We start from the raw sequence: 23,587 nt of genomic DNA on the forward strand, positions 1-23,587 counted from the left end.
GCTATGACAATAGAAAATGAATATGACTCGGCTAGTATAAAAGTACTAAAAGGCTTAGATGCAGTTCGTAAAAGACCAGGGATGTATATAGGTGATACCGATGATGGCACAGGCCTTCATCACATGGTATTTGAGGTGTTGGATAACTCAATTGATGAAGCTCTTGCAGGTCACTGTACTGATATTATTGTTAAAATTCACATAGACGGCTCGGTATCTGTAAAGGATGACGGTCGTGGAATTCCAACAGAAATTCATCCAGAAGAGGGTATTTCTGCCGCTGAAGTTATCATGACAGTATTGCATGCTGGTGGTAAGTTCGGTGGTGAAGACTCAGGTTATAAAGTTTCGGGTGGTTTACACGGTGTTGGTATTTCAGTAGTAAATGCCCTCAGTAGTAAATTGAAACTAAATATTCGCCGAGCGGGTAAATTATTCGAACAATTTTATCACCACGGTATACCACAAGAGCCTATGAAACAGGTTGGCGAAAGTGATAAAACCGGGACAGAAGTCAGATTTTGGCCAAGTGAAGAGACCTTCACCGATGTGCTATTTCACTATGACCTACTGGTAAAAAGAATTCGTGAATTATCATTTTTGAATTCAGGTGTATCAATTAGACTTATTGATGAACGTGAAGAAGGTAAGTCAGATCACTTTCAATTTGATGGTGGTATTCAAGCCTTTGTTGATTATTTAAATACCAATAAAACGCCAGTTAATGAAGAGATTTTCTACTTCGATTTAGAACGAGAAGATGGCATTGTAGTTGAAGTGGCAATGCAGTGGAACGATGGCTTCCAAGAAAGCATTCATTGTTTCACTAATAACATTCCACAACGCGACGGTGGTACTCACTTAAGTGGTTTTCGTACCGCATTAACCCGTACGCTTAATAGCTACATGGTTAAAGAAGGTTTAAACAAAACTAAAAAAGGTGGCAGTACTGAAACCAGTGCCTCTGGTGACGATGCTCGTGAAGGCTTAACTGCGGTAATTTCAGTTAAAGTACCTGATCCTAAGTTCTCTTCTCAAACAAAAGATAAGCTTGTTTCATCTGAAGTTAAAACTGCAGTAGAACAAGCTATGGGCGAAAAATTAGGTGAATACCTATTAGAAAAGCCTTCGGTTGCTCGCACTATCATAATGAAAATTGTTGATGCAGCTCGTGCTCGTGAAGCAGCGCGTAAAGCAAGAGAAATGACTCGCCGCAAAGGGGTGTTAGATATTGCAGGTTTACCGGGCAAGTTAGCTGATTGTCAGGAAAAAGATCCAGCGCTATCTGAACTCTATATTGTGGAAGGGGACTCTGCTGGCGGCTCTGCTAAGCAGGGAAGAAATCGCAAAAATCAGGCTATATTGCCATTGAAAGGTAAAATTCTTAACGTAGAAAAAGCGCGTTTTGATAAAATGATATCTTCTCAAGAAGTTGGCACGTTAATCACAGCGTTAGGTTGTGGTATTGGTCGCGATGAATATAACCCAGAAAAACTGCGTTATCACAGTATTATCATTATGACCGATGCTGATGTCGATGGTTCACACATACGAACATTATTACTGACATTTTTCTATCGTCAAATGCCTGAAATAATGGAACGTGGCTATATTTATATTGCTCAACCGCCACTTTATAAAGTGAAAAAAGGTAAGCAAGAACGTTACATAAAAGATGAAAATGGCTTAGTTGAGTATTTAACATCACTGGCATTAGAGAATGCAGAAATTCATGTTAATGAATCTGCACCGGCCTTATCAGGCTTATCATTAGAAAATTTAGTAAAACAGTTCCGTAAAACTCACGAAACTATTAAGCGCGTATCGCGTTTAATTCCTGCTGATATTCTAGAAAAGATGATCTACGGTGAATTAATTACCACTGAAGAATTCAAAACTAAAGCCAACGTTGAATCTTGGACCGCTGATCTACTAAAACAGCTTTCTGAGCAAGATGGTAATGGCTCTATCTATACTGTTGAAGTTAAGCATGATCAAGAACGCCATGTTTATTACCCAAGCTTTAATGTCCGTAAACATGGTATTGATACGGTTTATGATTGTGACTATGAATTTTTTGACTCAAAAGAATTTGCCTCAATTCAAAGTCTAAATAAAGCAGTGAATGGCTTAATGGAAGAAGGTGCTTACGTTAAACGTGGCGAAAAAATTAAGCAAATAACTGAGTTTGATGAAGCATTAAATTGGTTAATGGCTGAATCTAAACGTGGCCAATATATTCAACGTTATAAAGGTCTAGGTGAAATGAATCCCAATCAATTATGGGAAACTACCATGGATCCAGATTCACGCAGAATGTTACAGGTAACTATTGAAGACGCTATTGCAGCTGATCAATTGTTTACTACCCTGATGGGTGATCATGTTGAACCGCGTAGACACTTCATTGAAGAAAACGCGCTTAAAGTAGCTAACCTAGATGTTTAGCCTTTAAACTGTAGAGATAATAATGCCCGATCATCAAATCGGGCATTTTTGTTTCTAAGCAGATATTTTTAGACAAAAAATAGCTGACATCTAGTCCTAATATCTAGTGCTAACATTTAGTAATACCATTGACTAATTATCTGCTTATCCTTAATGCTTAAAATGAAAAAATACCGTGTTGTAAATTTATCAGTCAATGACGGATAAAATTTTATACCTTGTCTTTAGCCATTTTTCTTGATGAAAACTTAGATCACTTAATTAATTAAATTGCGATAAGCACACTAGGCTAATAAAGCGACAAACGGTATAATTAGCCTTATTTAATCCCATATAACTATAGATTCGGAATGTTATGAGTACGTTTAATATAAAGACCTTTCAAGGACTAATATTGCAGTTGCAAGATTATTGGTCACGCCAAGGCTGTGTAATAGTTCAGCCATTAGATTTAGAAGTTGGGGCCGGCACATTTCACCCGATGACATTTTTACGTTCTATTGGTCCTGAGCCAATGAGTAGTGCTTATGTGCAACCATGTCGACGTCCAACCGATGGTCGCTACGGTGAAAATCCAAATCGCCTACAACACTACTATCAATTTCAAGTCATGTTAAAGCCTTCTCCAGATAATATTCAAGAGCTTTACCTTGACTCGTTAAAAGAGATGGGTATTGATCCACTCGTGCACGATATTCGCTTTGTAGAAGACAACTGGGAATCACCCACCTTAGGCGCCTGGGGTTTAGGTTGGGAAATCTGGCTAAATGGTATGGAAGTTACGCAGTTCACTTACTTTCAACAAGTTGGTGGTATAGAGTGTGCACCTGTTACGGGTGAAATAACCTATGGCTTAGAACGCTTAGCCATGTATATTCAAAACGTAGACAGTATTTATGATCTGGTTTGGACTGATGGTCCTATGGGTAAAGTACTTTATGGCGATGTCTTTCATCAAAATGAAGTTGAACAATCCACTTATAACTTTGAATATGCTGACGTTGATGCCTTATTTAACACCTTTGATCAATGTGAAAAAGACAGTGAAAAACTGATTGAAGCAGGTTTAGCCTTACCGGCGTACGAACAAGTGATGAAAGCTTCTCATGCCTTTAACTTACTGGATGCTCGACACGCCATATCGGTAACAGAACGCCAACGTTACATATTGAGAGTAAGAGCTTTATCAAAAGCTTGTGCACAAGCCTATTACGCAAAACGTGAAGAGCTTGGCTTTCCGCTTTGTAAAAATAATGCAGCCAATGATAACTCAAGCAATAATAACTCAACTAAGGGACAGTCATAATGACAACAGAAACACTATTGATTGAACTCGGTACTGAAGAGTTACCACCAAAGTCGTTGAGAACCTTAGCTACAACGTTCTTTGAGCAAATTAAATTACAACTAGATGAAGCAAAACTTTCTTATTCTGATATTTATTGGTATGCAACGCCAAGACGTTTAGCGGTAAAGGTTGACAACTTAGTCGCTAACCAAGCTGATAAAGCCATTGAAAAACGTGGTCCTGCTGTTAGCGTAGCCTTTGATGCTGAAGGTAAAGCAAGTAAAGCTGCCGAAGGTTGGGCGCGCTCAAATGGCATCACTGTTGCTCAAGCAGAGCGTTTGGTAACAGATAAAGGTGAATGGTTACTTTACAAAACCATTGAGCAAGGCAAACATGTTGAGCAGTTAATTCCTGATATGGTTAACCAAGCTATTGCAAAGTTACCTGTACCTAAACCTATGCGTTGGGGCTCAGGTAGAACACAATTTATTCGTCCTGTGCATACGCTAACATTACTTTATGGCGCAAGTATTATTGCCGGTGAATCGTTAAACATTCGCTCTAATAACTTAGTGACCGGTCACCGCTTTCATCATCACGGCTTAGTCGCGTTAGCACATGCCAATGACTATGAAAGTGCACTAAAAGCAGCGCATGTTGTGGTTGACTATCAAGCACGTAAAGACACTATTCAACAGCAAATTAATGCCGCGGCGATAGCCATTGGTGGTTTCGTTTTACCGGATGACGACTTACTAGAAGAAGTGACTTCATTAGTTGAATGGCCAGTAGTATTAACAGGCAGCTTCGACAAAGAGTTTTTGAATGTACCTGCTGAACCCTTAATTTATTCGATGAAAGATCATCAAAAATACTTTCCTGTCACTGATAGCGAAGGTAACTTGTTGAATAAATTCATCTTTGTATCAAATATTGATAGCAAAGATCCAAGTCAGGTTGTTAAAGGTAATGAGAAGGTTATTCGACCCCGTTTGGCGGATGCGGAGTTTTTCTTTAAAACAGATAAAAAACAATCACTTGAGTCAAGACTGCAAGGTTTAGAGTCGATGTTGTTTCAAAAGCAATTAGGCACAGTGAAAGCTAAGTCTGAACGTATTGCTAGTTTAAGTGCATTCGTTGCGGATAAAACTGGCGATGATACCGCTATAGCCTATCGCGCAGGTTTACTGAGCAAAACAGATTTAATGTCAGATATGGTGCTTGAATTTCCACAAGTTCAAGGCACCATGGGTAAGTATTATGCTCAGCATGATGGTGAACCGGCAGCTGTTGCACAGGCTTTAGAAGATCAATATAGACCTCGTTTCGCGGGTGATGTATTACCTGAACAAACCATAGGTTGCGCTGTTGCTATTGCTGATAAAGTCGATACCTTAGTCGGTATCTTTGGCATTAACCAAGCGCCTAAGGGGGATAAAGACCCGTTTGCTTTGCGCCGTGCGGCTATTGGTTTGATCCGTATCATCATTGAGAAAGATCTTAATTTAGATATTGCAGATTTATTAGCAAAAAGTGTTGAGCTTTATCAAGATAAATTAAGCAATCAAGACGTGACTCAACAAGTACTTGAATTTGTTTTTGGTCGCTACCGTGCTTATTATCAAGATCAAAATATTACGGTTGATGTCATACAAGCTGTGCTAGCTAACGCTCCGTCTTCACCATTGGACTTTGACAAGCGTATTCATGCGGTCACACATTTTAAAACCTTAGGTGAAGCGGCTACGTTAGCCGCCGCTAACAAGCGTGTGGGTAATATTTTAGTTAAATTTAAAGGTGAGCTTTTTAACGCTTTTAAAGCTGATTTAGCGACAGAAGCTGCTGAAACAGAGTTGGCCTCAGCTTTTTCAGTGGTTAATATTAAAATAGCACCATTAATGGCGACAAAAGATTATCAAAGCGCATTAACCGAATTAGCGGCGTTAAAGCAGCCCATTGATAACTTTTTTGATCATGTCATGGTGATGGCTGATGATGAACAAGTTAAAACCAATCGCTTGACCTTACTAAATGAAATTCGTAATAGTTTTCTTGCGATAGCTGATATTTCTTTATTGCAGTAATATTTGTGGTTGTAGCGTATTAAAAACTAAAAGGAATGCTAAGGCATTCCTTTTTTTTGTTTATCCAGCGAAGCTGGCAAACCTGATAGGCTGAAAGAAGCCTGATCACCCTGACTAAGGGGAAGATAATCCAAATGGCAAGGGCGTTAATTTTAGCTTGATATAATTATATGGCCGATCTAACTCTCAGTATTAATCATTTGATAATAAGTTCAATAGTGAGCTCAATAGCGAGTTTAACAGTGAGTTGAATTGAATTATTAATAGGACGGATGAACCCGTCAAGCTTATTAAATGTGGTAATCTTTTACCAAAGTAATAATCACAATAATATTAGGTCGTCGTTATGTTTATACATTTTTCTCAAGTGAAGAGTATCTCGCTTACTGCATCGTTTAATGCTTTTTCTCGAAAAACTTTTGGGGTGTTATGTGCGTTTGCTACGGCTATACCTGTTTACGCTGCTACAGTGGTGCCGCCGAATGAGCAGTTGGTATTGCGTGAGATACAGCAAGAAGTAAGTGCAGAGAGACTGAAAAAAGATGTCACTACATTAGTTGACTTTGGTACTAGGCATACCTTGTCAGAGACAAAGTCAGATAGCCAAGGGATTGGCGCGGCACGTCGTTGGATTAAGTCAGAATTTGATGAAATTTCAGCACAATGTGGAGGCTGTTTAGAAGTTGTTTATCAAAAACAGACCTTTTCAGGAGAAAAGCGAATTCCTGAACCGACTGAAGTGATCAATGTTATCGCTATTCAGCGCGGCCAACTCGATCCCAATCGCTATATCGTGATGTCTGGTGATATAGACTCACGTGTGTCAGACCCGCTTGATTACACCAGTGCCTCTCCAGGAGCCAATGATAATGCTTCAGGTGTTGCCGGAGTTATCGAAGCCGCTAGAGTGCTGTCCCAACATAAATTTGCCGGTACTGTAGTTTATGCTGCATTATCAGGAGAAGAACAGGGATTGTTTGGTGGAAAAATAATGGCGGGTATTGCCAAGAAAGAAGCTTGGCGTGTGGAAGCGGTTATTAATAACGACATGATTGGTAATATTTCAGGTATCAATGGCATTATCAACAATACAACCGCAAGGGTTTTTTCCGAAGGCGTTCGCTATGTTGAAACACCGGCAGAAGCTAAAAAACGCAGATTTACCGGCGGTGAAGTAGATTCGTCTTCACGAAATGTAGCTCGCTATATTGATAAAATTGCCGACCAATACATCCCTAACTTAGACGTTATGATGATATATAGATTGGACAGATTTGGTCGAGGCGGACATCATAGACCCTTTAATGCCGTTGGTTATCCTGCCGTGCGTATTATGGAAACTAATGAGCACTACGATCGTCAGCATCAAGACCTTAGAAGCGAAAATGGTCGAGCGTTCGGTGATGTTATTGCTGGTGTAGATTTTGATTTTACTGCGAAATTAACCTCGTTAAACGCCGTTACTATGGCCGCTATGGCTTGGGCGCCACCACCGCCAGCCAATACTGAAATTTCAGGGGCAGTTAAAGCATCAACAAGTTTAAAATGGCAGCGTCCAGCAGGGACTATGGCAAATAACTTAGCGGGTTACCGTGTTCATTGGCGATTAACCACAGAGCCAACATGGACAAATAGCCAATATGTCGGTGATGTCACTGAATTTGAGTTAAAAAATATTGTAATCGATAACTATTTTTTTGGTGTTAGCAGTGTTGCAAAAGATGGTTTTGAAAGCCCAGTGGTTTTTCCGGGTCCTGCGGGTTCTTTCGGGGGTTATCAATAACCATTTAAAAACTATGATAACAAGTTGATTTTATGGCTGAGTAACCAAGCGGTATAATTTTTCTGTTAAAAATAGCTCAAAAAAATTATTTGGCTTCAACTATTATGCACTGATCAGTAATTTAATGTCATAACCCTTTTTTAATAACGTATTGAAAAGGTATTTTTTTAACTTGTTGACTAATAAGTTGATGATCCATAAATCGACAAAAGCTTGGGATATCTCTTGCAGTTGACGGGTCATCAGCGCTCACAAGGAGGGTTTCACCTTCGGCCATTTTTCGTATTTTTAGCCGAAGCATCATTACTGGCTCGGGGCAGCGAAGCCCAATGGCATCTAATTGGTGGTCTGGAGCTGAAAAAGGGCAATCGGTCATGCTTTACCTTGCTAGGGAATAGGGTTTGGCGCTAATTTTAAAGCCTATTTACCATGACGCAACAATAAACTTACCTTGATTGTTTTTTTTCAATGGATTTTTAAGTATCTAAAACTGACTTCAAGAGCCAATATTGATAATTAAGCTAATAATTGTCTGTAATAAGCTTGCTTTGTCACGTTAGAGGTGAATAATTGATCCATGCTTATTTCTCCAAGGTCTTCTTATGCCGCTAGCTAGTTTCCGATTTTTTAAAACCGTCATCTTAAGTGCGCTATTAGTGAGTGCAGCAACTTTCGCTAATGATGAAAGCCAGCAGCGAAAAAATTTCTTGCAAGCCGAAAAGCAAACTTGGAATCACAACTCTGCTAGTTATCAAAACCTATATAACCAACTACATTATTATCCGCTGCAACCTTATTTGGATCAGAAACGCTTAATGACCAACATGAAGTTGTCATCAGCGCCAGAGATAAGGGACTTTTTAGCAAAGTATAAAGGCACACCACTGGATTGGCCTTTAAGAAATAAATGGCTAACTTATTTAGCCAAACGTAAGCAGCGGGTACTTTTTCAAAACTTTTTCGAAGCTACTAATGACGTTGAACTCACCTGTCAGCATTATCGCTTTCAACTGCAATCTGGTGTGTCACCCACTAAAGTATTGCCAAAAGTAAGCTCGCTTTGGCTAGTAGGTAAGTCGCAACCTAAAGTTTGTGACCCTTTGTTTAAGCAGTGGCAGCAAGCAGGATATCGAAGCAATGAGGTAATATGGCAACGTATCGTCTTATCAGCAGATGGTGGTAAACATACTTTAATACCGTATTTAACTCGGTTATTACCAGAGAATGAGCAATATTTAGCTCAGCTTTGGCATCAAGTACGTCGCGACCCGTCATACACTACACACTTATCAAAATTTAAAAATAAAACCCAGAGAGAGGCGGAAATAGTCGCTTATGGTTTAAAGCGCCTAATATGGCGTGATCCAAAGCAAGCACTTGATACCTATCAATTAGCCCAGTTGTTGTTACCTTTTTCTGTGCAGCAACAGCAACAAATCACGTTAAAATTTGCCCTAGCGTTAGCCAGTAAAAATCATCTTGATGCGGCCTCATGGTTAGCGAAAGTCGATGAAAACTTATTTACCAGTAATTTAACCCAGTGGTATATAACCGACGCGCTGCGTGATCAAAATTGGCAAAATATCAAAACTAAGCTGTTAAAATTACCTGAAATAGCACAAAACAGCCTGCAGTGGCAGTACTGGTATGGCAGAAGCTTGTTGGCCACTGATGAGTTAGTGGCAGGAAATTTACGCTTAAATAAGCTGGCGTTAAGCCGACATTATTATGGTTTTTTAGCCGCGAGTTATTTAAATAAACCGGCTAATTTTCAGAATATACCGCTCGTTGTTAGCGCAGATGAAAGAGCCTTAGTAACTAAAAGTCCTGAAGCAAAAAGAGCCATTGAGCTGTTTGCCATTGGTCGGTTTTATCACGCCCGTAAGGAATGGAATTATTGGTTGTCTAAACTCAGTAAGCGCGACAAGTTAGTTGCCTCTAAAGTTGCCAATGAAATGCAATGGTATGACAGGGCGATATTTACCTTAGCTAAAGTGGGGTATCTTAACGATGTAGGTTTACGTTTTCCATTGGGCTTTGAAAGTGAAATTAACCACTATGCGGGCCAGCAAAACATTAATCCAGCTTGGGCGTTTGCTATCACGCGTCGTGAAAGTTCATTTATGTCTGATGCTAATTCTCCAGCTGGCGCTAAAGGTTTAATGCAAATTATGCCGGGTACAGCAAAACAGCTGGCGCGCAAAAAAGTCTCTACTCAATATTTATTCAAAGCTAAAAATAATATTAAATTAGGCACAAAATATTTACGTGATTTACTCGACCGCCATGATGGCAATCAGGTACTGGCTACCGCGGCTTATAATGCCGGCCCTTATCGCGTAAGAAGTTGGTTAAAAAACGCTGAGTCATTACCTGCCGATGTTTGGATTGAAACCATTCCGTTCAAAGAAACCCGAGAATATGTTAAAAGTGTTTTAGCTTATCAGCAAATATATCAACACAAAGTAGGACAAGCGGCCTCTTTGTTTGACCAGATCATTGCAATGAATATAAACGAATAGCAGCACGCTTGCATTATAATATTGGGCTAAACAAGGTACAATTAACACCAAAGAAATTGAGAGAGTTACCAGATGAATACACTAGCTAGCCAATACCCAGCTCATGTAGCTGAGTTACAAAAACGAACTAAAACCGTATTAGCAAGAGAAAATCTTGAAGGTTTAGTCATTCACTCTGGTCAAGAAATTAAAGCCTTCTTAGACGATAACAGCTATCCATTTCGCGTTAACCCACACTTTAAAGCCTGGTTACCTTTAGTTGATGTTGCTAACTGTTGGTTATTGGTTAACGGTACAGATAAACCTACACTGATTTATTACCAGCCAGTTGATTTTTGGCATAAAGTCATCGGTTTAGCGGATGATTATTGGCATGAATTTTTTGATATAAAAATTTTAGCTAAAGCCAGTGATGTCGACAAGTTACTGCCTTATGATAAAAAATCTTTTGCCTATATTGGTGCTCATATTGAAGTGGCGAAAGCGTTAGGCTTTGAGCATATCAATCCCGAGCCATTGATTAACTATTTTCATTTTCACCGTGCTTATAAAACCTCTTACGAACAAACGTGTTTGCGCCGTTCAAATGAGATTGCGGTTAAGGGCCATAAAGCAGCCAAAGCCGCTTTTTTCGATGGTGCCTCAGAGTATGATATCCAACATGCTTTTCTTAAAGCCACACAACATGTTGAAAGTGAAACACCTTATGGCAATATTGTTGCGTTAAATGAAAATACCTCTATTTTGCATTACACCGCTTTAGATCGCGGTGTACCACAAGCCCATCGTTCTTTTTTACTGGATGCCGGCGCTAATTTTAATGGTTATGCCGCTGATATTACTCGCACTTACTCTTTTAAGCGCGATCGTTTTGCTGAGCTAATTGCGCGCATGGATATTTTAATGTTGAATGCGGTTGACGCTTTAAAACCAGGGCTGAGTTATGTTGATCTACATATTGCCACTTATCGCGAAGTAGGTAAGGTATTACGAGAGTTTAACTTTATTAATGTTGATGTCGATACGGCGGTTGAAAGTGGTATTATTTCTACCTTTTTCCCCCATGGCTTAGGTCATCACTTAGGTTTACAAGTGCACGATGTTGGCGGTTTTATGGCTGACGAACGTGGAACTCACGTTAATACCCCAGAGCAACATGCTTTTTTACGGACGTCGCGCGTGATAGAAAGCAATCAAGTTTTTACTATTGAACCTGGCTTATATTTTATCAATTCTCTGCTAGCTGACTTAAAAAAATCTGCCCATGGTAAAATGGTTAATTGGTCAGAAGTTGATGCTATGCGGCCATTTGGTGGTATCAGAATAGAAGATAATGTCATTGTTCACCAGTCGCATAATGAAAATATGACACGAGATTCTGACTTAAACTAAGCGAAACTATTTGTGTCTACACCATATGAAATAGCGGCCAAAGCGATTATTGATGAAACCATAGTCACGCGCAGCCGCTTTATTTGTTACCTTAAACCTTGCACCAGTGCTGCTGATGCCAAAGCGTTTATTAAAAGCTTACAAGTATTACATCCACAAGCTAATCATCACTGTTATGCTTTTATTGTTGGTCGGCCTGAAAATAGCCAATTATATGGCTTTTCTGACGACGGGGAGCCGTCAGGCACTGCCGGTAAACCTATGCTTAATATGTTAATGGGCAGTAATCTTGGTGAGCTTTGTGCTGTTGTTGTACGATATTTTGGTGGTACTAAGCTTGGACCTGGTGGTTTACAACGCGCATATGGCGGCAGCGTTAAGCAAGCACTGGCGAATTTACCGACAAAATTGAAAATTCCTATGGTACGCAAAACACTAGCGTGTCAATATGCACAAGTAAATGATGTTTTGCATTTTGTTGAGCAAATAGGTGGCGAAATTATCCAGCAAGACTACCATGAGAATGTTGTGCTGATACTCGCATTACCTGATGAAAAACTTGAGCTTTTCCAACAGCAATTGCAAACCATGTCTGCGGGACAGTTAACACTTCAACCTATAACTAAAAAGCAATAATAAACTACCGTGCAATTTAAAAATATCATCCGAATATTAGGGTTATTAGTCGCCTTACTGAGCGTAACTATGCTGCCGCCTGCTTTTATTTCTCTGGTTTATCGAGATGGTGGTGGTGTTTCTTTCTTAATGTCATTTCTTTTTTGTTTAATCGCGGGGCTTTTATCTTGGTATCCTTATCGAGACGAAAAAAGCGATTTAAGGGCACGAGAAGGCTTTTTAATTGTGGTGTTGTTTTGGACCGTTTTGGCGAGTTTCTCAGCGGTGCCTTTATTATTATTAGATCAACCTAACCTTAGCGTTGCCGATGCATTTTTTGAGTCTTTTTCGGGTCTCACTACGACAGGCGCAACCATATTAACGCAGATTGACGGATTACCACACGCGGTGCTTTGGTATCGACAACAACTACAGTGGTTGGGTGGTATGGGGATCATTGTGTTAGCCGTGGCTATTTTACCTATGCTAGGCATAGGTGGTATGCAGTTATATCGCGCTGAAACTCCAGGGCCGGTGAAAGATTCAAAAATGACCCCGCGCATTGCCGACACGGCTAAGCATTTGTGGTTAATCTATGTCACCTTAACCCTTGCCTGTGCCATGAGTTATTGGGCAGCGGGGATGAATTTATTTGACGCTATTTGCCACTCTTTCTCTACTATTGCGATTGGTGGCTTCTCGACTCACGACTTAAGTATGGGCTATTTTAATAGTCCGCTAATCAATTTTATCTGTGTATTTTTCTTACTGGTTGCCGGGGTGAACTTTGCTTTGCATTTCGCGGTAGTGAACAGCCGATCATTACGTAGTTATTTTTATGATTCAGAATTTAAAGTATTTTTGGGTATTCAAGCCGTTTTGATCTTAGTGTGTTTTATTGTGCTAACGAGTTTTAATGTTTACCAGTCAGGTTTTGAAAACTTTGAACAAGCGATGTTTCATGCCGTTTCAATTAGTACCACTGCCGGATTTTCAACAACATCTTCCGGCGAAGTCGCTTTTGCTAACTGGCCAACGCTGCTGCCCATTTTATTAATACTTGCTAGTTTTATTGGTGGTTGCGCTGGCAGTACCGGTGGTGGCATGAAAGTCATTCGGGTATTACTGCTTTATTTACAAGGCGTGCGAGAATTAAATAGATTAGTACATCCTAAAGCCGTTTTTACGATTAAGTTAGGTAAAAAAGCGCTACCAAATCGTGTGGTAGAAGCCATATGGGGTTTTTTCTCTGCTTATGCGGCTGTGTTTGTTGTTTGTATGTTGTTGTTATTAGCGGGCGGAATGGATGACATTTCAGCCTTTACTGCCGTGGCTGCCTGTTTGAATAATTTGGGCCCAGGTTTGGGGCAGGTTGCGTCCAACTACGCAGAAATAAATGATTTTAGTAAATGGGTTTTGGTTGTTGCCATGCTGTTTGGCCGTTTAGAGATATTTACCTTGCTGGTACTAATGACACCAGCATTTTGGCGAACCTAATATATTTTTCTGATAGTACTTAACACATTATTGCTTAGAATAAATCGCTTAGAACAAATCGCTTAGAAAAAGTCGCTTAGAAAAACGCTATGGCATCCAGTTGGAATAAAGCTTCAACGTCGCTGATATAGCGTTTGTTAACTAAAAATAACACCACATGGTCTTCTGCTTGAATTCGAGTATCTGAATGGGCAATTAAGACTTCTTCGCCACGCACGATTGCACCAATAGTTGTGCCGGGTGGTAACCTGATCTGTTGGATAGTTTTACCCACCACTTTAGATGATTTTTCATCACCCTTAGCGACAATTTCTATTGCTTCTGCTGCGCCACCACGCAAGCTATAAACATTATTAATATTACCACGGCGCACGTGGGTTAATAAGGCGGAAATAGTGGCGTGTTGCGGTGAAACGGCAATATCTATATCACTACCATGGACTAAATCAATGTAAGCACTGCGCTGGATTAATACCATAGCTTTGCGTACCCCTAAGCGTTTTGCTAATAACGATGACATAATGTTGGCTTCGTCATCGTTGGTGACAGCAATAAAAACGTCAAACTGATCAATGTGTTCTTCTAACAGTAACTCTTGATCAGAAGAATCACCGGTAAACACTAAGGTGTCGTTTAGCTCAGACGCTAAATAGGCTGCGCGTTTAGCCGAATGCTCGATTAATTTTACTTGGTGGTTTTTCTCTAACAAGCGCGCTAACCCTGAGCCGATATTACCACCACCGGCGATCATGATTTTTTTATAAGGCGCTTCCAATTTTTGCAGTTCGTTCATCACCGCGCGAATATGAATTGAGGCGGCAATAAAGAATACTTCGTCATCAGCTTCAATAACGGTAGTGCCCAAAGGTCGAATAGGTTTACCATTACGATAAATAGCCGCCACCCGGGTATCAATATTCGGAATATGTTCGCGCAAAGTAGATAGGGCATGACCCACCAATAAGCCCCCATAATAAGCTTTAACGGCAACTAAACTGACCTTACCTTCAGCAAATTCTAATACTTGTAGTGCACCTGGGTAATCAATAAGTCGGGCAATATCTCGGGTCACCAATTGCTCTGGTGCAATAATATGATCTACTGGAATATTTTTATTTTGAAAGAGTTCTTTTTGATATTTGAGAATTTGACTTGAGCGAATTCGGGCAATTTTATTGGCGGTATTAAAGAGCGAATAACAAATTTGGCAAGCAATCATGTTGGTAGCATCGTCGTTGGTTACTGCAACAACGAGTTCAGCATCTTCTGCGCCAGCTTGTTTTAGCACATCAGGGTGAGAGCCGTGACCCACAACAACGCGTAAATCCATTTTGTCTTGTAACTCACGCAAGGTTTCACTGTTGGTGTCTATTAGCGTAATTTCGTTTTTTTCGCCAACAAGATTTTCTGCTAATGTTCCACCAACTTGCCCAGCACCAATAATTATAATTTTCATTTAAGATTGCTTTTATTGTTGTTTTTACTGTGATTTTTTAATGAGTTTGGCGTAGTAAAAACCGTCCATCGAATTGTCGTTAGACAGTATCTGCCAACCAATATCATCTGCATTATTGGTTATCGCGATATGCTCCACATCTGAATTTTCAGCAACAAAACGTTGAACTTGCTGACTATTTTCTTCTGGTAATACACTGCATGTTGCATACAGCAAAGTACCACCGGGTTTTAATAAAGACCATACATTTTTTAATATATCTTGTTGTAAATCAGTTAATACCGCAATGTCTTGGCTTTTACGTAACCATTTAATATCAGGGTGTCTGCGGATGACACCAGTACCCGAACACGGAGCGTCAAGTAAAATGCGGTCAAATAATTCTCCATTCCACCACTTGTCTGGTGTCGCGGCATCAGCGGTAATCACCTTTGCTTGTAGGTTCAGACGTTGTAGGTTTTCATGCACTCTCAGCAAGCGCGACTCTTCAATATCAATGGCGGTTAGCGCTTTTATTTTTGGACTATATTCAAGTATATGACAGGTTTTGCCACCTGGCGCGGCACAACAATCAAGTACATTGTCATCTGGCTGGCAATCAAGTAAAAGTGCAGCTTGTTGTGCGGCGCCGTCTTGAATTGATACCCAACCTAGCTGAAATCCAGGCAACTTATTGACATCGATGGCGTCAGTTAAACGTATCGCAGATGACTTTTCATCGACATAGGCATAATCAATGTTTTCAGCCACTAATAAAGCTAGATATTCATCAATACTATGGTGTAGGACATTAACTCGCAACCACATCGGCGGCCTTTGCATATTCGCGTTGAGAATATCTTGCCAACTATCAGGGTAACCACTTTGTAGTTTTTTAATAAACCAAGAGGGGTGGTTAAAGGCGATCGCTTCCGGTAGCTTGCTAGGTTCAGCGGTTAGGCTTTTATCTGCTAATTGTGTTTGCTGACGTTGGAAATTTCTTAATACGCCATTAATCACACCTTTTAAATGGTCGCATTTTAAGGCTTTACAGGCGGAAACGGTTTCATTAAATGCGGCGTGATCTGGTATGCGGGTATACTTTATTTGATAAATCCCAACCAGTAATAAAAAGTGACCAACGCGTTGTTTACCGCTAAAGGGTTTTTTAATGAAGTCACGAACATCATGTTCAAGCTCAGGTAAATGTCTTAATACGCCATAGCAAAGCTCTTGTAATAGCCCTTTATCTTTAATATCTATTTTTGCGATTTGTTGTGGTAGTTCGTCTGACAAACTACGGCCTTTATCAACAACGGCAAAGGTACAACGAGCAGCCAGTGCTCTAAGATTAGCGGCCATAATTAAGTTAACTCTTGTTGAGGCTGTATTAGCCGATTGATTGATTGGCCTTGGGTAAACCAATCTGCTTTGCCATTGAGTATGTCAGCCACAGCTAAGGCTTTTTTGCCTGGCAGTTGTAATATCTCAAGTCGTAAAGCATTGGCTGTTGTGGCGACCACAATACCTTGTTTATCGCAGCTTATAATAGTGCCAGGCAGGTGCTGATGCTCAAGTTCAATAACGCTAGCTTGCCAAACCCGAATACGGTGTTGTTGACTGTTGTCATCAAAGGTAAATTGCGCCACTGGCCATGGAATGTAGGCTCTGATTTTTCGATCAAGTATGCTTGCGGGTTGTTGCCAGTCTAACTCAGCATCTGCTTTATCAAGTTTGGCCGCATGAGTGGCTTGTAGATTATTTTGTGCTTGGCGTTGATGCTTGCCTAAAGCCATCAAGGCTAAGGTGTTTAATAATGCTTTTGGACCTAGTTCAGCTAACTTGTCGTATAAACTTGCGCTCGTGTCTTTTAGGGTAATGTCACACGTTGCGGTTAATATCATATCACCTGTGTCTAGGCCTTTATCCATTTGCATTATGGTCACGCCAGTTTGTGAGTCACCCGCTTCTAAAGCACGTTGAATCGGTGCAGCACCACGCCATTTAGGCAAAATAGAACCATGAACATTAATACAGCCTAATCTGGGTGTTTGTAAAATCACCGTCGGCAATAATAAACCATAAGCCACCACTACCATGACATCTGCTTGGTAATTTGCCAGCGTTAACTGTGTTTGTTCCGCTTTAAAGTTCACCGGCTGCTGAACTGGAATGTCGTGCGCTAGGGCTAATAGTTTAGTTGCACAAGCCGTAAGCTTTTTACCGCGGCCAGCCGGTTTATCTGGCGGGCAATAAACCGCAACAATGTTATGCTCTGAGTGAATTAGCGCCGCTAAATGTTGCGCGGCAAAGTCAGGGGTACCAGCAAAAATGATATTTAATGGTGTAGTTACGGCACTGGGCAAAGGAGTTTCCAAAATGCAATTGATACCAATTGAAATAAATAATCGCTCATTTACTTAATTTAATTGGTATGAGTTATAAAAGAGCGATGACACTTAAGCGTTGGCATTATCCAAACGCGCTTCTTTTTCTAATTTCTTTTTGAATCGCTGGCGCTTAAGTGGTGACAAATAGTCAACAAATAAGATGCCATTAAGATGATCCAGTTCATGCTGAATACAAATAGCTAATAGCTCTTCACCATCTAAAGTAAAGGCTTTGCCATTTTCATCAAGGGCGGTAACTGTGACATCAATACTACGGTCAACTTTGGCATAACAGCCAGGTACCGATAAACAACCTTCTTCATTAATAATGGTGTCATCACTTTTGCGAGTGATTTCAGGATTTATTAACACGTAAGGGTGTTCTTTATTTTCTGAAACATCAATAACGACAATTCGTTGGTGAATATCAACTTGAGTTGCCGCCAAACCAACACCATTTTCATCATACATAGTTTCAAACATGTTACTGATAATAGTACGAATTTCATCGTTAACTTCAGTTACAGGTTGCGCTTTTGTTCTTAATCTCTCATCAGGAAATCGTAATACAGGTAAAATAGCCATAATTTATCAAAAGAGTTCGCGAAATGTCGCATAGAGTGTTATGTTTCAATTTTAGCCATTAATTATAGTTAATCATAGTGGTTTAGGATAAAACCTCTAATAATAGGGAAATTAACATGCTAATAAGAGTTTTATCCTTACTATTTGGCATTGCTCTGTCAGTTTCTTTAATGGCCAATGAGCTAGCATTAAAGCCAGATGCTCCAAAATCTTATATCGTTAAGAAAGGCGATACCTTGTGGGATATATCAGGTATATTTCTCAATCAACCTTGGTTGTGGCCTAAGTTATGGCGTCTTAATCCTGATATTAATAACCCACATTTAATTTACCCTGGGGATGAGTTGCGGCTAGTATTTGATGCCCAAGGCCAACCCATGCTGGTTAAAGGCAAGCCTGAACTTAAATGGTCACCTAAAGTACGTAAACAATTAAAAGATCAAAAACCCGTTAGTACACTACCTTTGCACGTTATTGCGCCCTATATTCGCTACGATACCGTGAGAAGTTTAGCTGAGTTAACTGACTTACCTCATGTTATTGGCAGTGAGGATGGCTATAAATCAAGTGTTGATGGCTTTAAGGTTTATGTTAATAGTGACCTCATTGTTGGTCAAAGTTATGGTATTTACCATAAAGCGGATGCCATTGTTGATCCCGAAACACAGCAAAATTTGGGTTATAATATTCGACTTATTGGTACGGGCAAGGCACTACAAAGTGGCAATATGAGTCAGCAGCAGCCAAGCACTATTTTTGTTGAGGGTGCAAAACGCGAAATTCGTTCGGGTGCTTATGTTATGCCAGTCAATGACGAGCAAGATTACCCCGCTATTTTTACCATGCGAGCAGGTGCTAAAAGCACTGACGGTTTAATTATTAGCTCGGTGACCAAACTACGTGAATTTGCTAAATTTGACGTGATAATGATTAATAAAGGCAATAGCCAAGCCGTACAAACTGGCGATGTGTTAACGGTTAGCCGAAAAAGCCCCGGCGTTATTGAAACAGACCATGGACCGCAATACAGTAAAGACACTTCTCATTGGAACAAAATAACCAATAACAGCTATTCAGATTACGATATGCCAACCGAAGTAATCGGCAAAGTGATGGTATTTAAAGTTTATGACAAGGTCAGTATGGCCTTGATTCTTAATGCTGAAAAGCCATTACGAATCCTTGATGGAGTTACGGCACCCTAGCTCTAAAATTGGGCCACGCTTAAGGAGAAGCAAGTGGTAAATACCAGCAACACGCTAACGTTGGAGTTAACTTTAACGCATTATTGGCTAGCAGTGAAAGCTATTCCAAGGTTAGCCAGTCATAAAAAAATCGCCCTAGTCGAAAAGTTTGGTTTAACGGCTTTATTCGTGGAGACTACTGACTTAACCTTGTCAAGTCTCACCAATCCACAGCGTGCTGCAATAACTTCTCCTGCCTGGGATTCGTTGACAAAAATAATCTCTGATTCAAGCCACTGTCACAGTCAAATCATTGCCTTTGATGATCCCCTATACCCACCATTACTAAAAGAAATTTATGATCCACCGTTAGTGCTTTTTGTTCGTGGTAATGTGGATTTATTGTTATTACCTAAAATTGCCATTGTCGGTAGCCGCAATGCCAGTATTTCAGGTAGAGAGATTGCTTATAAGTTGGCGGGTCAGTTAACCAGTCACTTCGTTGTTACTAGTGGTTTAGCATTAGGTATTGACGGGCAAGCGCATTTAGGGGCTTTGTATCAGCAGGGCTATACTATTGCGGTAGTAGCAACAGGACTAGATATAACCTATCCCGCTCGCCATAAAAAATTACAAAAAGATATTGTTGAAAACCAGGGGCTCATCATTAGTGAGTTTGCCCCCGGTATCGCACCTAAGCCCGGACATTTTCCAAAGCGAAATCGTTTAATAAGCGGTTTAAGTTTGGGGGTTTTGGTCGTTGAAGCGTCTTTAAAAAGTGGTTCGTTGATCACGGCGCGTTGTGCCTTAGAACAAGGCCGAGAAGTATTTGCTATACCTAGCTCTATTTATAATGTGCAGGCGAAAGGTTGTCATTGGTTAATTAAACAAGGCGCTAAGCTTGTCGAAGATACCAGTGATATAGTGGATGAGTTTGAAGCGTTGGTTACAGATAATTTAAACTTGAGTAGAAACAAAGCGAAAGATAATTTAGCAGAAAAAAGTAAAAAACAGCACTTGTGTAACGATCCAATGTTAGCTAGTGTGGGTTATGAAATTACGCCCGTAGATTTAGTCGTTTCGCGCAGTAAACTACCGATAGACGAAGTGCTAACTCGATTAACCGTGCTTGAACTTAGAGGTCTGGTGTCTGCTGTGCCAGGGGGTTACCTTAAATTAAATAGGGGCTAGTGATGTTTGATATCTTGATGTACCTTTTTGAAAACTATATTCATTCTGAAGCCGAAGTCATGGTCGACCATGAGCTACTTACTGATGAATTAACGCGTGCTGGTTTTCACCAAGATGAAATTTATAAAGCGCTTGCTTGGCTGGAAAAACTTACCGCCTTACAGGACACAGAGGCTTATCCTTATTTAACACGAGTAGGTAACCAATCTATTCGAATTTATACGGCACAAGAGAGCCAAATTCTTGATGTAGAATGTCGTGGTTTTCTGATGTTTTTAGAGCAGGTTAATTTATTAGACTTTACTACCCGTGAAATGGTTATTGACCGAGTTATGGAACTAGACACTAAATTTTTCTCTATTGATGATTTAAAGTGGGTTGTGTTGATGGTGCTGTTTAATGTGCCAGGTAAAGAAAGTGCCTACTCTCAAATGGAAGACCTGATTTTTGATGAGCAAGAAGGCCCGTTGCATTAGCTTTTTTTGTCTAAGACAAAAAGTGCACGAAAAATAGCCACGTTAATATGGTAAAAATATGGCATAATAGGTACCTAATATTTTAGGTGCATTACTATGTCAAACTCCGAAAAACCCCTGTTTTCACGTCATGAACATGCCTTAGAAAAAACCACTGAAATTTGTCCTGACTGTGCTTCGCAGCTCACCATTAAGCATGGTAAGTCAGGCTCATTTTTTGGTTGTGTTACCTATCCTAACTGCCAATACACTCGAGCGGTTGTCGAACATGAGCGCGTTGATGACAAAATATTGGTTGGTAGTGAATGTCCTGAATGCAATCAAGAATTGGCGGTCAAACAAGGTCGTTATGGTATGTTTATTGGCTGTACAAACTACCCTGACTGTTCTTACATCGTGGCGCAAGATCACAATGAACTTGAGCAACAAAATGTCAGTTGTCCACAGTGTAAAAAGGGCCAACTACAATCAAAAATCAGCCGTTTTGGTAAAACATTTTATTCCTGTGATCACTATCCCAAATGTAAGTTTGTTGTGAATCATGAGCCAGTTGTGGGTGAATGTGAAAAATGTGGCTTTGCTTTATTACTAAAAAGACAGATGGCAGCAGGTGAAAAGTTACAATGCGCGTCTAAATCCTGCAGTCACTTTCAGCCGCATTAATTTTCTTATCAATCGAGATATACATTGAGGTAGGAATTGAGGTAGAAAAAAGCCAGTGACTTATCCATAAGGCATCACTGGCTGTGTAATCGCTAATTTGGTGTTAGCTCAGTTTTTTTTGGTAACTGGCGACATAAGGCTTAAGTTCATCAAATGCTGCTTCTGGTAGCATGTCAGCTAATAAGATTAATCGCTCTGCTAATTGTTTTTCATCATGGCCTGAGACATTAATATGACCCATTTTACGGCCTGGGCGTTTGCTTTTTCCATACCAATGTAAAGTGGTACTCGCCACACTCAATATTTCATTGGGTACTTCATCTTCACCCAAGATATTAATCATGGCTGATGGACGAATTAACTCAGTACTGCCAAGTGGTAAATCACATACCGCACGTAAATGGTTTTCAAATTGACAAGTATCTGCACCTTGTTGGGTCCAATGACCTGAGTTGTGTACGCGAGGAGCAATTTCATTTACCAATAATTGCTCGCCAATTTGGAAGAATTCAATGGCTAATATACCAATGTAATTTAACTCTTTTGCTATGCTATCAAACACCTGTTTTGCTTGTGCTTGTAGCGCTTCATCTATTTCAATGGCAATTGACACACTCAGCACGCCATTGGTGTGATGGTTTTGAGTTAAGGGGTAAACTACGGTATTACCTTGACTGTCACGCGCGCCAACTAACGAGACTTCACGATCAAAAGGCACCATTTGTTCGGCCACTACCGCATGTTGAAGGCCCTGTATGCCACCATCGAAAAAAGCTTTAATATCAAGCCAAATGTCTTCCGCTTGTGCTTTATCTTTTAATCGCCATTGACCTTTACCATCATAACCTGCCAAAGCGCTTTTTAAAATTAACGGCATAGACAAGTTATTTAAAGCTTGGTCAAAGTCTGCTTTGGTCGCAATAATTTGGTGTTGGGCATTGGCCACACCGCACTTGATGAGCAGATCTTTTTCTAATCTTCTATCGCCGCCGACTTTAATGGCTTGGCTGCTCGGACGTAGTTTTCCAGACGCTTGGCAAAGTGCAAGTGTTTGGTGATCAATATGCTCAAACTCAGCCGTGATAAAGTCAGCGAACTCAATGCCTTGAGTTAATCCACCAAAAACAATGTCAGTTGAAAGTGGATCAACTACAGTGTCTGAGCCAACATCAAAAGCGCGTATATTGATATTTAAAGGCTTAACTGCCAAGGCCATCATACGAGCCAGTTGGCCAGCACCTAATACTAAAACATTCATTTAGCTAGCCTATTCTGCAGGGTTTGGGTTATCAAGAATTGTTTGTGTTTGCTCTGCTCTAAATTTTTCTACAGCAGCTTGTACTGCTGGGTCAGAAAGACCAATAATTTGAGCGGCTAATAAGCCAGCATTGGCCGCACCTGCCGTGCCAATGGCTAATGTACCAACCGCAATGCCTTTTGGCATTTGTACAATAGAGAGTAATGAGTCTTGACCATTTAAGGCTTTTGATTGCACGGGCACACCCAAAACTGGCAAGCTTGTATAAGCAGCGGTCATACCAGGTAAATGCGCGGCGCCACCTGCGCCACCAATGATAACTTGAATACCACGATCTTTAGCGCCTTGTGCATACTCAGCAAGTAAATGCGGTGTTCTATGTGCAGAAACAACTTTTGTTTCATAAGCTACATTAAATAGATCTAACATTTCAGCAGCGTGCTGCATGGTTGGCCAATCTGACTTTGACCCCATGATAATCCCAACTTTCATACGCGTAGTGCCTTTTGATGAGGTGATTTGAAACCTAACGTTATGCTTAAGGCGGTAATGTTAGGTGAAATTTAATACCATATTGTAACGTGTTTGAAAATATTCTGAAATGACAATTCTTTCATAGCATTTATAATTTTCTTTGATGTAGAACGGGTATAGACCAAAGGATAATTTTTTAATTTAATTATTGGCGTATGATTATTTTAAATTGTAAAGCCGAACATAATATAAAATCACCGCGTTATACTAATTTAAAGAATGAATGAGTTTACTTATCATTA

Annotated in this window: 19 protein-coding genes; 12 read left to right on the forward strand and 7 right to left on the reverse strand. The window is 40.2% G+C overall.

Annotated features, from left to right (window positions below; translation table 11 throughout):
• The first annotated feature begins 3 nt into the window (after positions 1 to 3).
• The 4 genes from gyrB to H4J65_RS01560 all read left to right on the forward strand — a co-directional run bounded on the left by gyrB (position 4) and on the right by H4J65_RS01560 (position 7,603).
• Positions 4 to 2,448: a DNA topoisomerase (ATP-hydrolyzing) subunit B gene (gene gyrB / locus H4J65_RS01545; protein WP_220460986.1), complete on the forward strand. Its 2,445-nt coding sequence runs from the start codon at positions 4 to 6 to the stop codon at positions 2,446 to 2,448.
• Positions 2,449 to 2,803: 355 nt separating this feature from the next.
• The gene (glyQ, locus tag H4J65_RS01550; RefSeq protein ID WP_182194597.1) at positions 2,804 to 3,754 is read left to right on the forward strand and encodes a glycine--tRNA ligase subunit alpha; all 951 of its coding nucleotides are present in this window, start codon (positions 2,804 to 2,806) and stop codon (positions 3,752 to 3,754) included.
• Positions 3,754 to 5,820 (forward strand): glycine--tRNA ligase subunit beta, encoded by a 2,067-nt coding sequence (gene glyS / locus H4J65_RS01555; protein ID WP_182194601.1) that lies wholly within the window; start codon positions 3,754 to 3,756, stop codon positions 5,818 to 5,820. Before glyQ ends, glyS begins: the two co-directional genes overlap by 1 nt.
• Before the next feature lie 346 nt (positions 5,821 to 6,166).
• The gene (locus H4J65_RS01560; RefSeq protein WP_182194606.1) at positions 6,167 to 7,603 is read left to right on the forward strand and encodes a M28 family peptidase; all 1,437 of its coding nucleotides are present in this window, start codon (positions 6,167 to 6,169) and stop codon (positions 7,601 to 7,603) included.
• A gap of 127 nt (positions 7,604 to 7,730) precedes the next feature.
• On the opposite strand, the gene tusA is transcribed toward H4J65_RS01560, so the two are convergent.
• Positions 7,731 to 7,979, reverse strand: coding sequence for a sulfurtransferase TusA (gene tusA, locus H4J65_RS01565; RefSeq protein WP_182136202.1), 249 nt, complete (start codon positions 7,977 to 7,979; stop codon positions 7,731 to 7,733).
• Between the two features lie 280 nt (positions 7,980 to 8,259).
• On the opposite strand from tusA, the gene H4J65_RS01570 reads away from it, so the two are divergent.
• The 4 genes from H4J65_RS01570 to H4J65_RS01585 all read left to right on the forward strand — a co-directional run bounded on the left by H4J65_RS01570 (position 8,260) and on the right by H4J65_RS01585 (position 13,629).
• On the forward strand, positions 8,260 to 10,125 hold the full coding sequence (locus tag H4J65_RS01570) for a transglycosylase SLT domain-containing protein (RefSeq protein ID WP_310649897.1): 1,866 nt from the start codon (positions 8,260 to 8,262) through the stop codon (positions 10,123 to 10,125).
• 72 nt (positions 10,126 to 10,197) lie between these two features.
• Entirely contained in the window at positions 10,198 to 11,517 is a 1,320-nt protein-coding gene (gene pepQ, locus H4J65_RS01575) for a Xaa-Pro dipeptidase (RefSeq protein ID WP_182136200.1), read from the forward strand.
• A 12-nt stretch (positions 11,518 to 11,529) separates the two neighbouring features.
• Positions 11,530 to 12,153, forward strand: a complete 624-nt coding sequence (locus H4J65_RS01580; protein ID WP_310649898.1) for a YigZ family protein — start codon at positions 11,530 to 11,532, stop codon at positions 12,151 to 12,153.
• A 9-nt stretch (positions 12,154 to 12,162) separates the two neighbouring features.
• Positions 12,163 to 13,629: a TrkH family potassium uptake protein gene (locus H4J65_RS01585; RefSeq protein WP_182136198.1), complete on the forward strand. Its 1,467-nt coding sequence runs from the start codon at positions 12,163 to 12,165 to the stop codon at positions 13,627 to 13,629.
• A 76-nt stretch (positions 13,630 to 13,705) separates the two neighbouring features.
• Here the strand turns inward: H4J65_RS01585 and trkA are convergent, their stop codons facing one another.
• From trkA to def, 4 genes are all read right to left on the reverse strand, one after another.
• Positions 13,706 to 15,085, reverse strand: a complete 1,380-nt coding sequence (trkA, locus tag H4J65_RS01590) for a Trk system potassium transporter TrkA (RefSeq protein WP_182136197.1) — start codon at positions 15,083 to 15,085, stop codon at positions 13,706 to 13,708.
• A 24-nt stretch (positions 15,086 to 15,109) separates the two neighbouring features.
• A complete protein-coding gene (rsmB, locus tag H4J65_RS01595) occupies positions 15,110 to 16,426 on the reverse strand; it encodes a 16S rRNA (cytosine(967)-C(5))-methyltransferase RsmB (RefSeq protein ID WP_182194613.1) in 1,317 nt (438 codons plus the stop codon).
• Positions 16,427 to 16,428: 2 nt separating this feature from the next.
• Complete coding sequence (gene fmt / locus H4J65_RS01600; RefSeq protein ID WP_182194615.1) at positions 16,429 to 17,430, reverse strand: methionyl-tRNA formyltransferase; 1,002 nt, start codon at positions 17,428 to 17,430, stop codon at positions 16,429 to 16,431.
• Between the two features lie 93 nt (positions 17,431 to 17,523).
• A complete protein-coding gene (def, locus tag H4J65_RS01605; protein WP_182136195.1) occupies positions 17,524 to 18,039 on the reverse strand; it encodes a peptide deformylase in 516 nt (171 codons plus the stop codon).
• A gap of 116 nt (positions 18,040 to 18,155) precedes the next feature.
• Here def and H4J65_RS01610 point away from each other — a divergent pair, with 116 nt between their 5' ends.
• The 4 genes from H4J65_RS01610 (at position 18,156) to H4J65_RS01625 (ending at position 21,553) form a co-directional block, all read left to right on the forward strand.
• Positions 18,156 to 19,244, forward strand: coding sequence for a LysM peptidoglycan-binding domain-containing protein (locus H4J65_RS01610; RefSeq protein ID WP_182194618.1), 1,089 nt, complete (start codon positions 18,156 to 18,158; stop codon positions 19,242 to 19,244).
• Positions 19,245 to 19,277: 33 nt separating this feature from the next.
• Complete coding sequence (gene dprA, locus H4J65_RS01615; protein ID WP_182194621.1) at positions 19,278 to 20,414, forward strand: DNA-processing protein DprA; 1,137 nt, start codon at positions 19,278 to 19,280, stop codon at positions 20,412 to 20,414.
• A gap of 2 nt (positions 20,415 to 20,416) precedes the next feature.
• Positions 20,417 to 20,890 carry a DUF494 family protein gene (locus H4J65_RS01620; protein WP_182186669.1) on the forward strand — a complete coding sequence of 158 codons (474 nt, stop codon included), beginning with the start codon at positions 20,417 to 20,419 and terminating at the stop codon, positions 20,888 to 20,890.
• Positions 20,891 to 20,986: 96 nt separating this feature from the next.
• Entirely contained in the window at positions 20,987 to 21,553 is a 567-nt protein-coding gene (locus tag H4J65_RS01625) for a topoisomerase DNA-binding C4 zinc finger domain-containing protein (protein WP_182194624.1), read from the forward strand.
• Between the two features lie 103 nt (positions 21,554 to 21,656).
• Here H4J65_RS01625 and H4J65_RS01630 read toward each other — a convergent pair whose 3' ends face one another.
• Positions 21,657 to 22,811: a 5-(carboxyamino)imidazole ribonucleotide synthase gene (locus H4J65_RS01630; protein ID WP_182194627.1), complete on the reverse strand. Its 1,155-nt coding sequence runs from the start codon at positions 22,809 to 22,811 to the stop codon at positions 21,657 to 21,659.
• 9 nt (positions 22,812 to 22,820) lie between these two features.
• The gene (gene purE, locus H4J65_RS01635) at positions 22,821 to 23,303 is read right to left on the reverse strand and encodes a 5-(carboxyamino)imidazole ribonucleotide mutase (RefSeq protein ID WP_182194630.1); all 483 of its coding nucleotides are present in this window, start codon (positions 23,301 to 23,303) and stop codon (positions 22,821 to 22,823) included.
• Positions 23,304 to 23,587: the final 284 nt, after the last annotated feature.

The sequence above is a fragment of the Colwellia sp. MB02u-9 genome (assembly GCF_014077085.1).
Taxonomy (GTDB): Bacteria; Pseudomonadota; Gammaproteobacteria; order Enterobacterales; family Alteromonadaceae; genus Cognaticolwellia.

What these genes read in the sequence shown, in the direction of transcription:
- gyrB (WP_220460986.1), top strand. Translation starts at nt 4, where the DNA reads ATGACAATAGAAAATGAATATGACTCGGCTAGTATAAAAGTACTAAAA.
- glyQ (WP_182194597.1), top strand. Translation starts at nt 2,804, where the DNA reads ATGAGTACGTTTAATATAAAGACCTTTCAAGGACTAATATTGCAGTTG.
- glyS (WP_182194601.1), top strand. Translation starts at nt 3,754, where the DNA reads ATGACAACAGAAACACTATTGATTGAACTCGGTACTGAAGAGTTACCA.
- H4J65_RS01560 (WP_182194606.1), top strand. Translation starts at nt 6,167, where the DNA reads ATGTTTATACATTTTTCTCAAGTGAAGAGTATCTCGCTTACTGCATCG.
- tusA (WP_182136202.1), bottom strand. Translation starts at nt 7,979, where the DNA reads ATGACCGATTGCCCTTTTTCAGCTCCAGACCACCAATTAGATGCCATT.
- pepQ (WP_182136200.1), top strand. Translation starts at nt 10,198, where the DNA reads ATGAATACACTAGCTAGCCAATACCCAGCTCATGTAGCTGAGTTACAA.
- trkA (WP_182136197.1), bottom strand. Translation starts at nt 15,085, where the DNA reads ATGAAAATTATAATTATTGGTGCTGGGCAAGTTGGTGGAACATTAGCA.
- rsmB (WP_182194613.1), bottom strand. Translation starts at nt 16,426, where the DNA reads ATGGCCGCTAATCTTAGAGCACTGGCTGCTCGTTGTACCTTTGCCGTT.
- def (WP_182136195.1), bottom strand. Translation starts at nt 18,039, where the DNA reads ATGGCTATTTTACCTGTATTACGATTTCCTGATGAGAGATTAAGAACA.
- H4J65_RS01610 (WP_182194618.1), top strand. Translation starts at nt 18,156, where the DNA reads ATGCTAATAAGAGTTTTATCCTTACTATTTGGCATTGCTCTGTCAGTT.
- H4J65_RS01620 (WP_182186669.1), top strand. Translation starts at nt 20,417, where the DNA reads ATGTTTGATATCTTGATGTACCTTTTTGAAAACTATATTCATTCTGAA.
- H4J65_RS01625 (WP_182194624.1), top strand. Translation starts at nt 20,987, where the DNA reads ATGTCAAACTCCGAAAAACCCCTGTTTTCACGTCATGAACATGCCTTA.
- H4J65_RS01630 (WP_182194627.1), bottom strand. Translation starts at nt 22,811, where the DNA reads ATGAATGTTTTAGTATTAGGTGCTGGCCAACTGGCTCGTATGATGGCC.
- purE (WP_182194630.1), bottom strand. Translation starts at nt 23,303, where the DNA reads ATGAAAGTTGGGATTATCATGGGGTCAAAGTCAGATTGGCCAACCATG.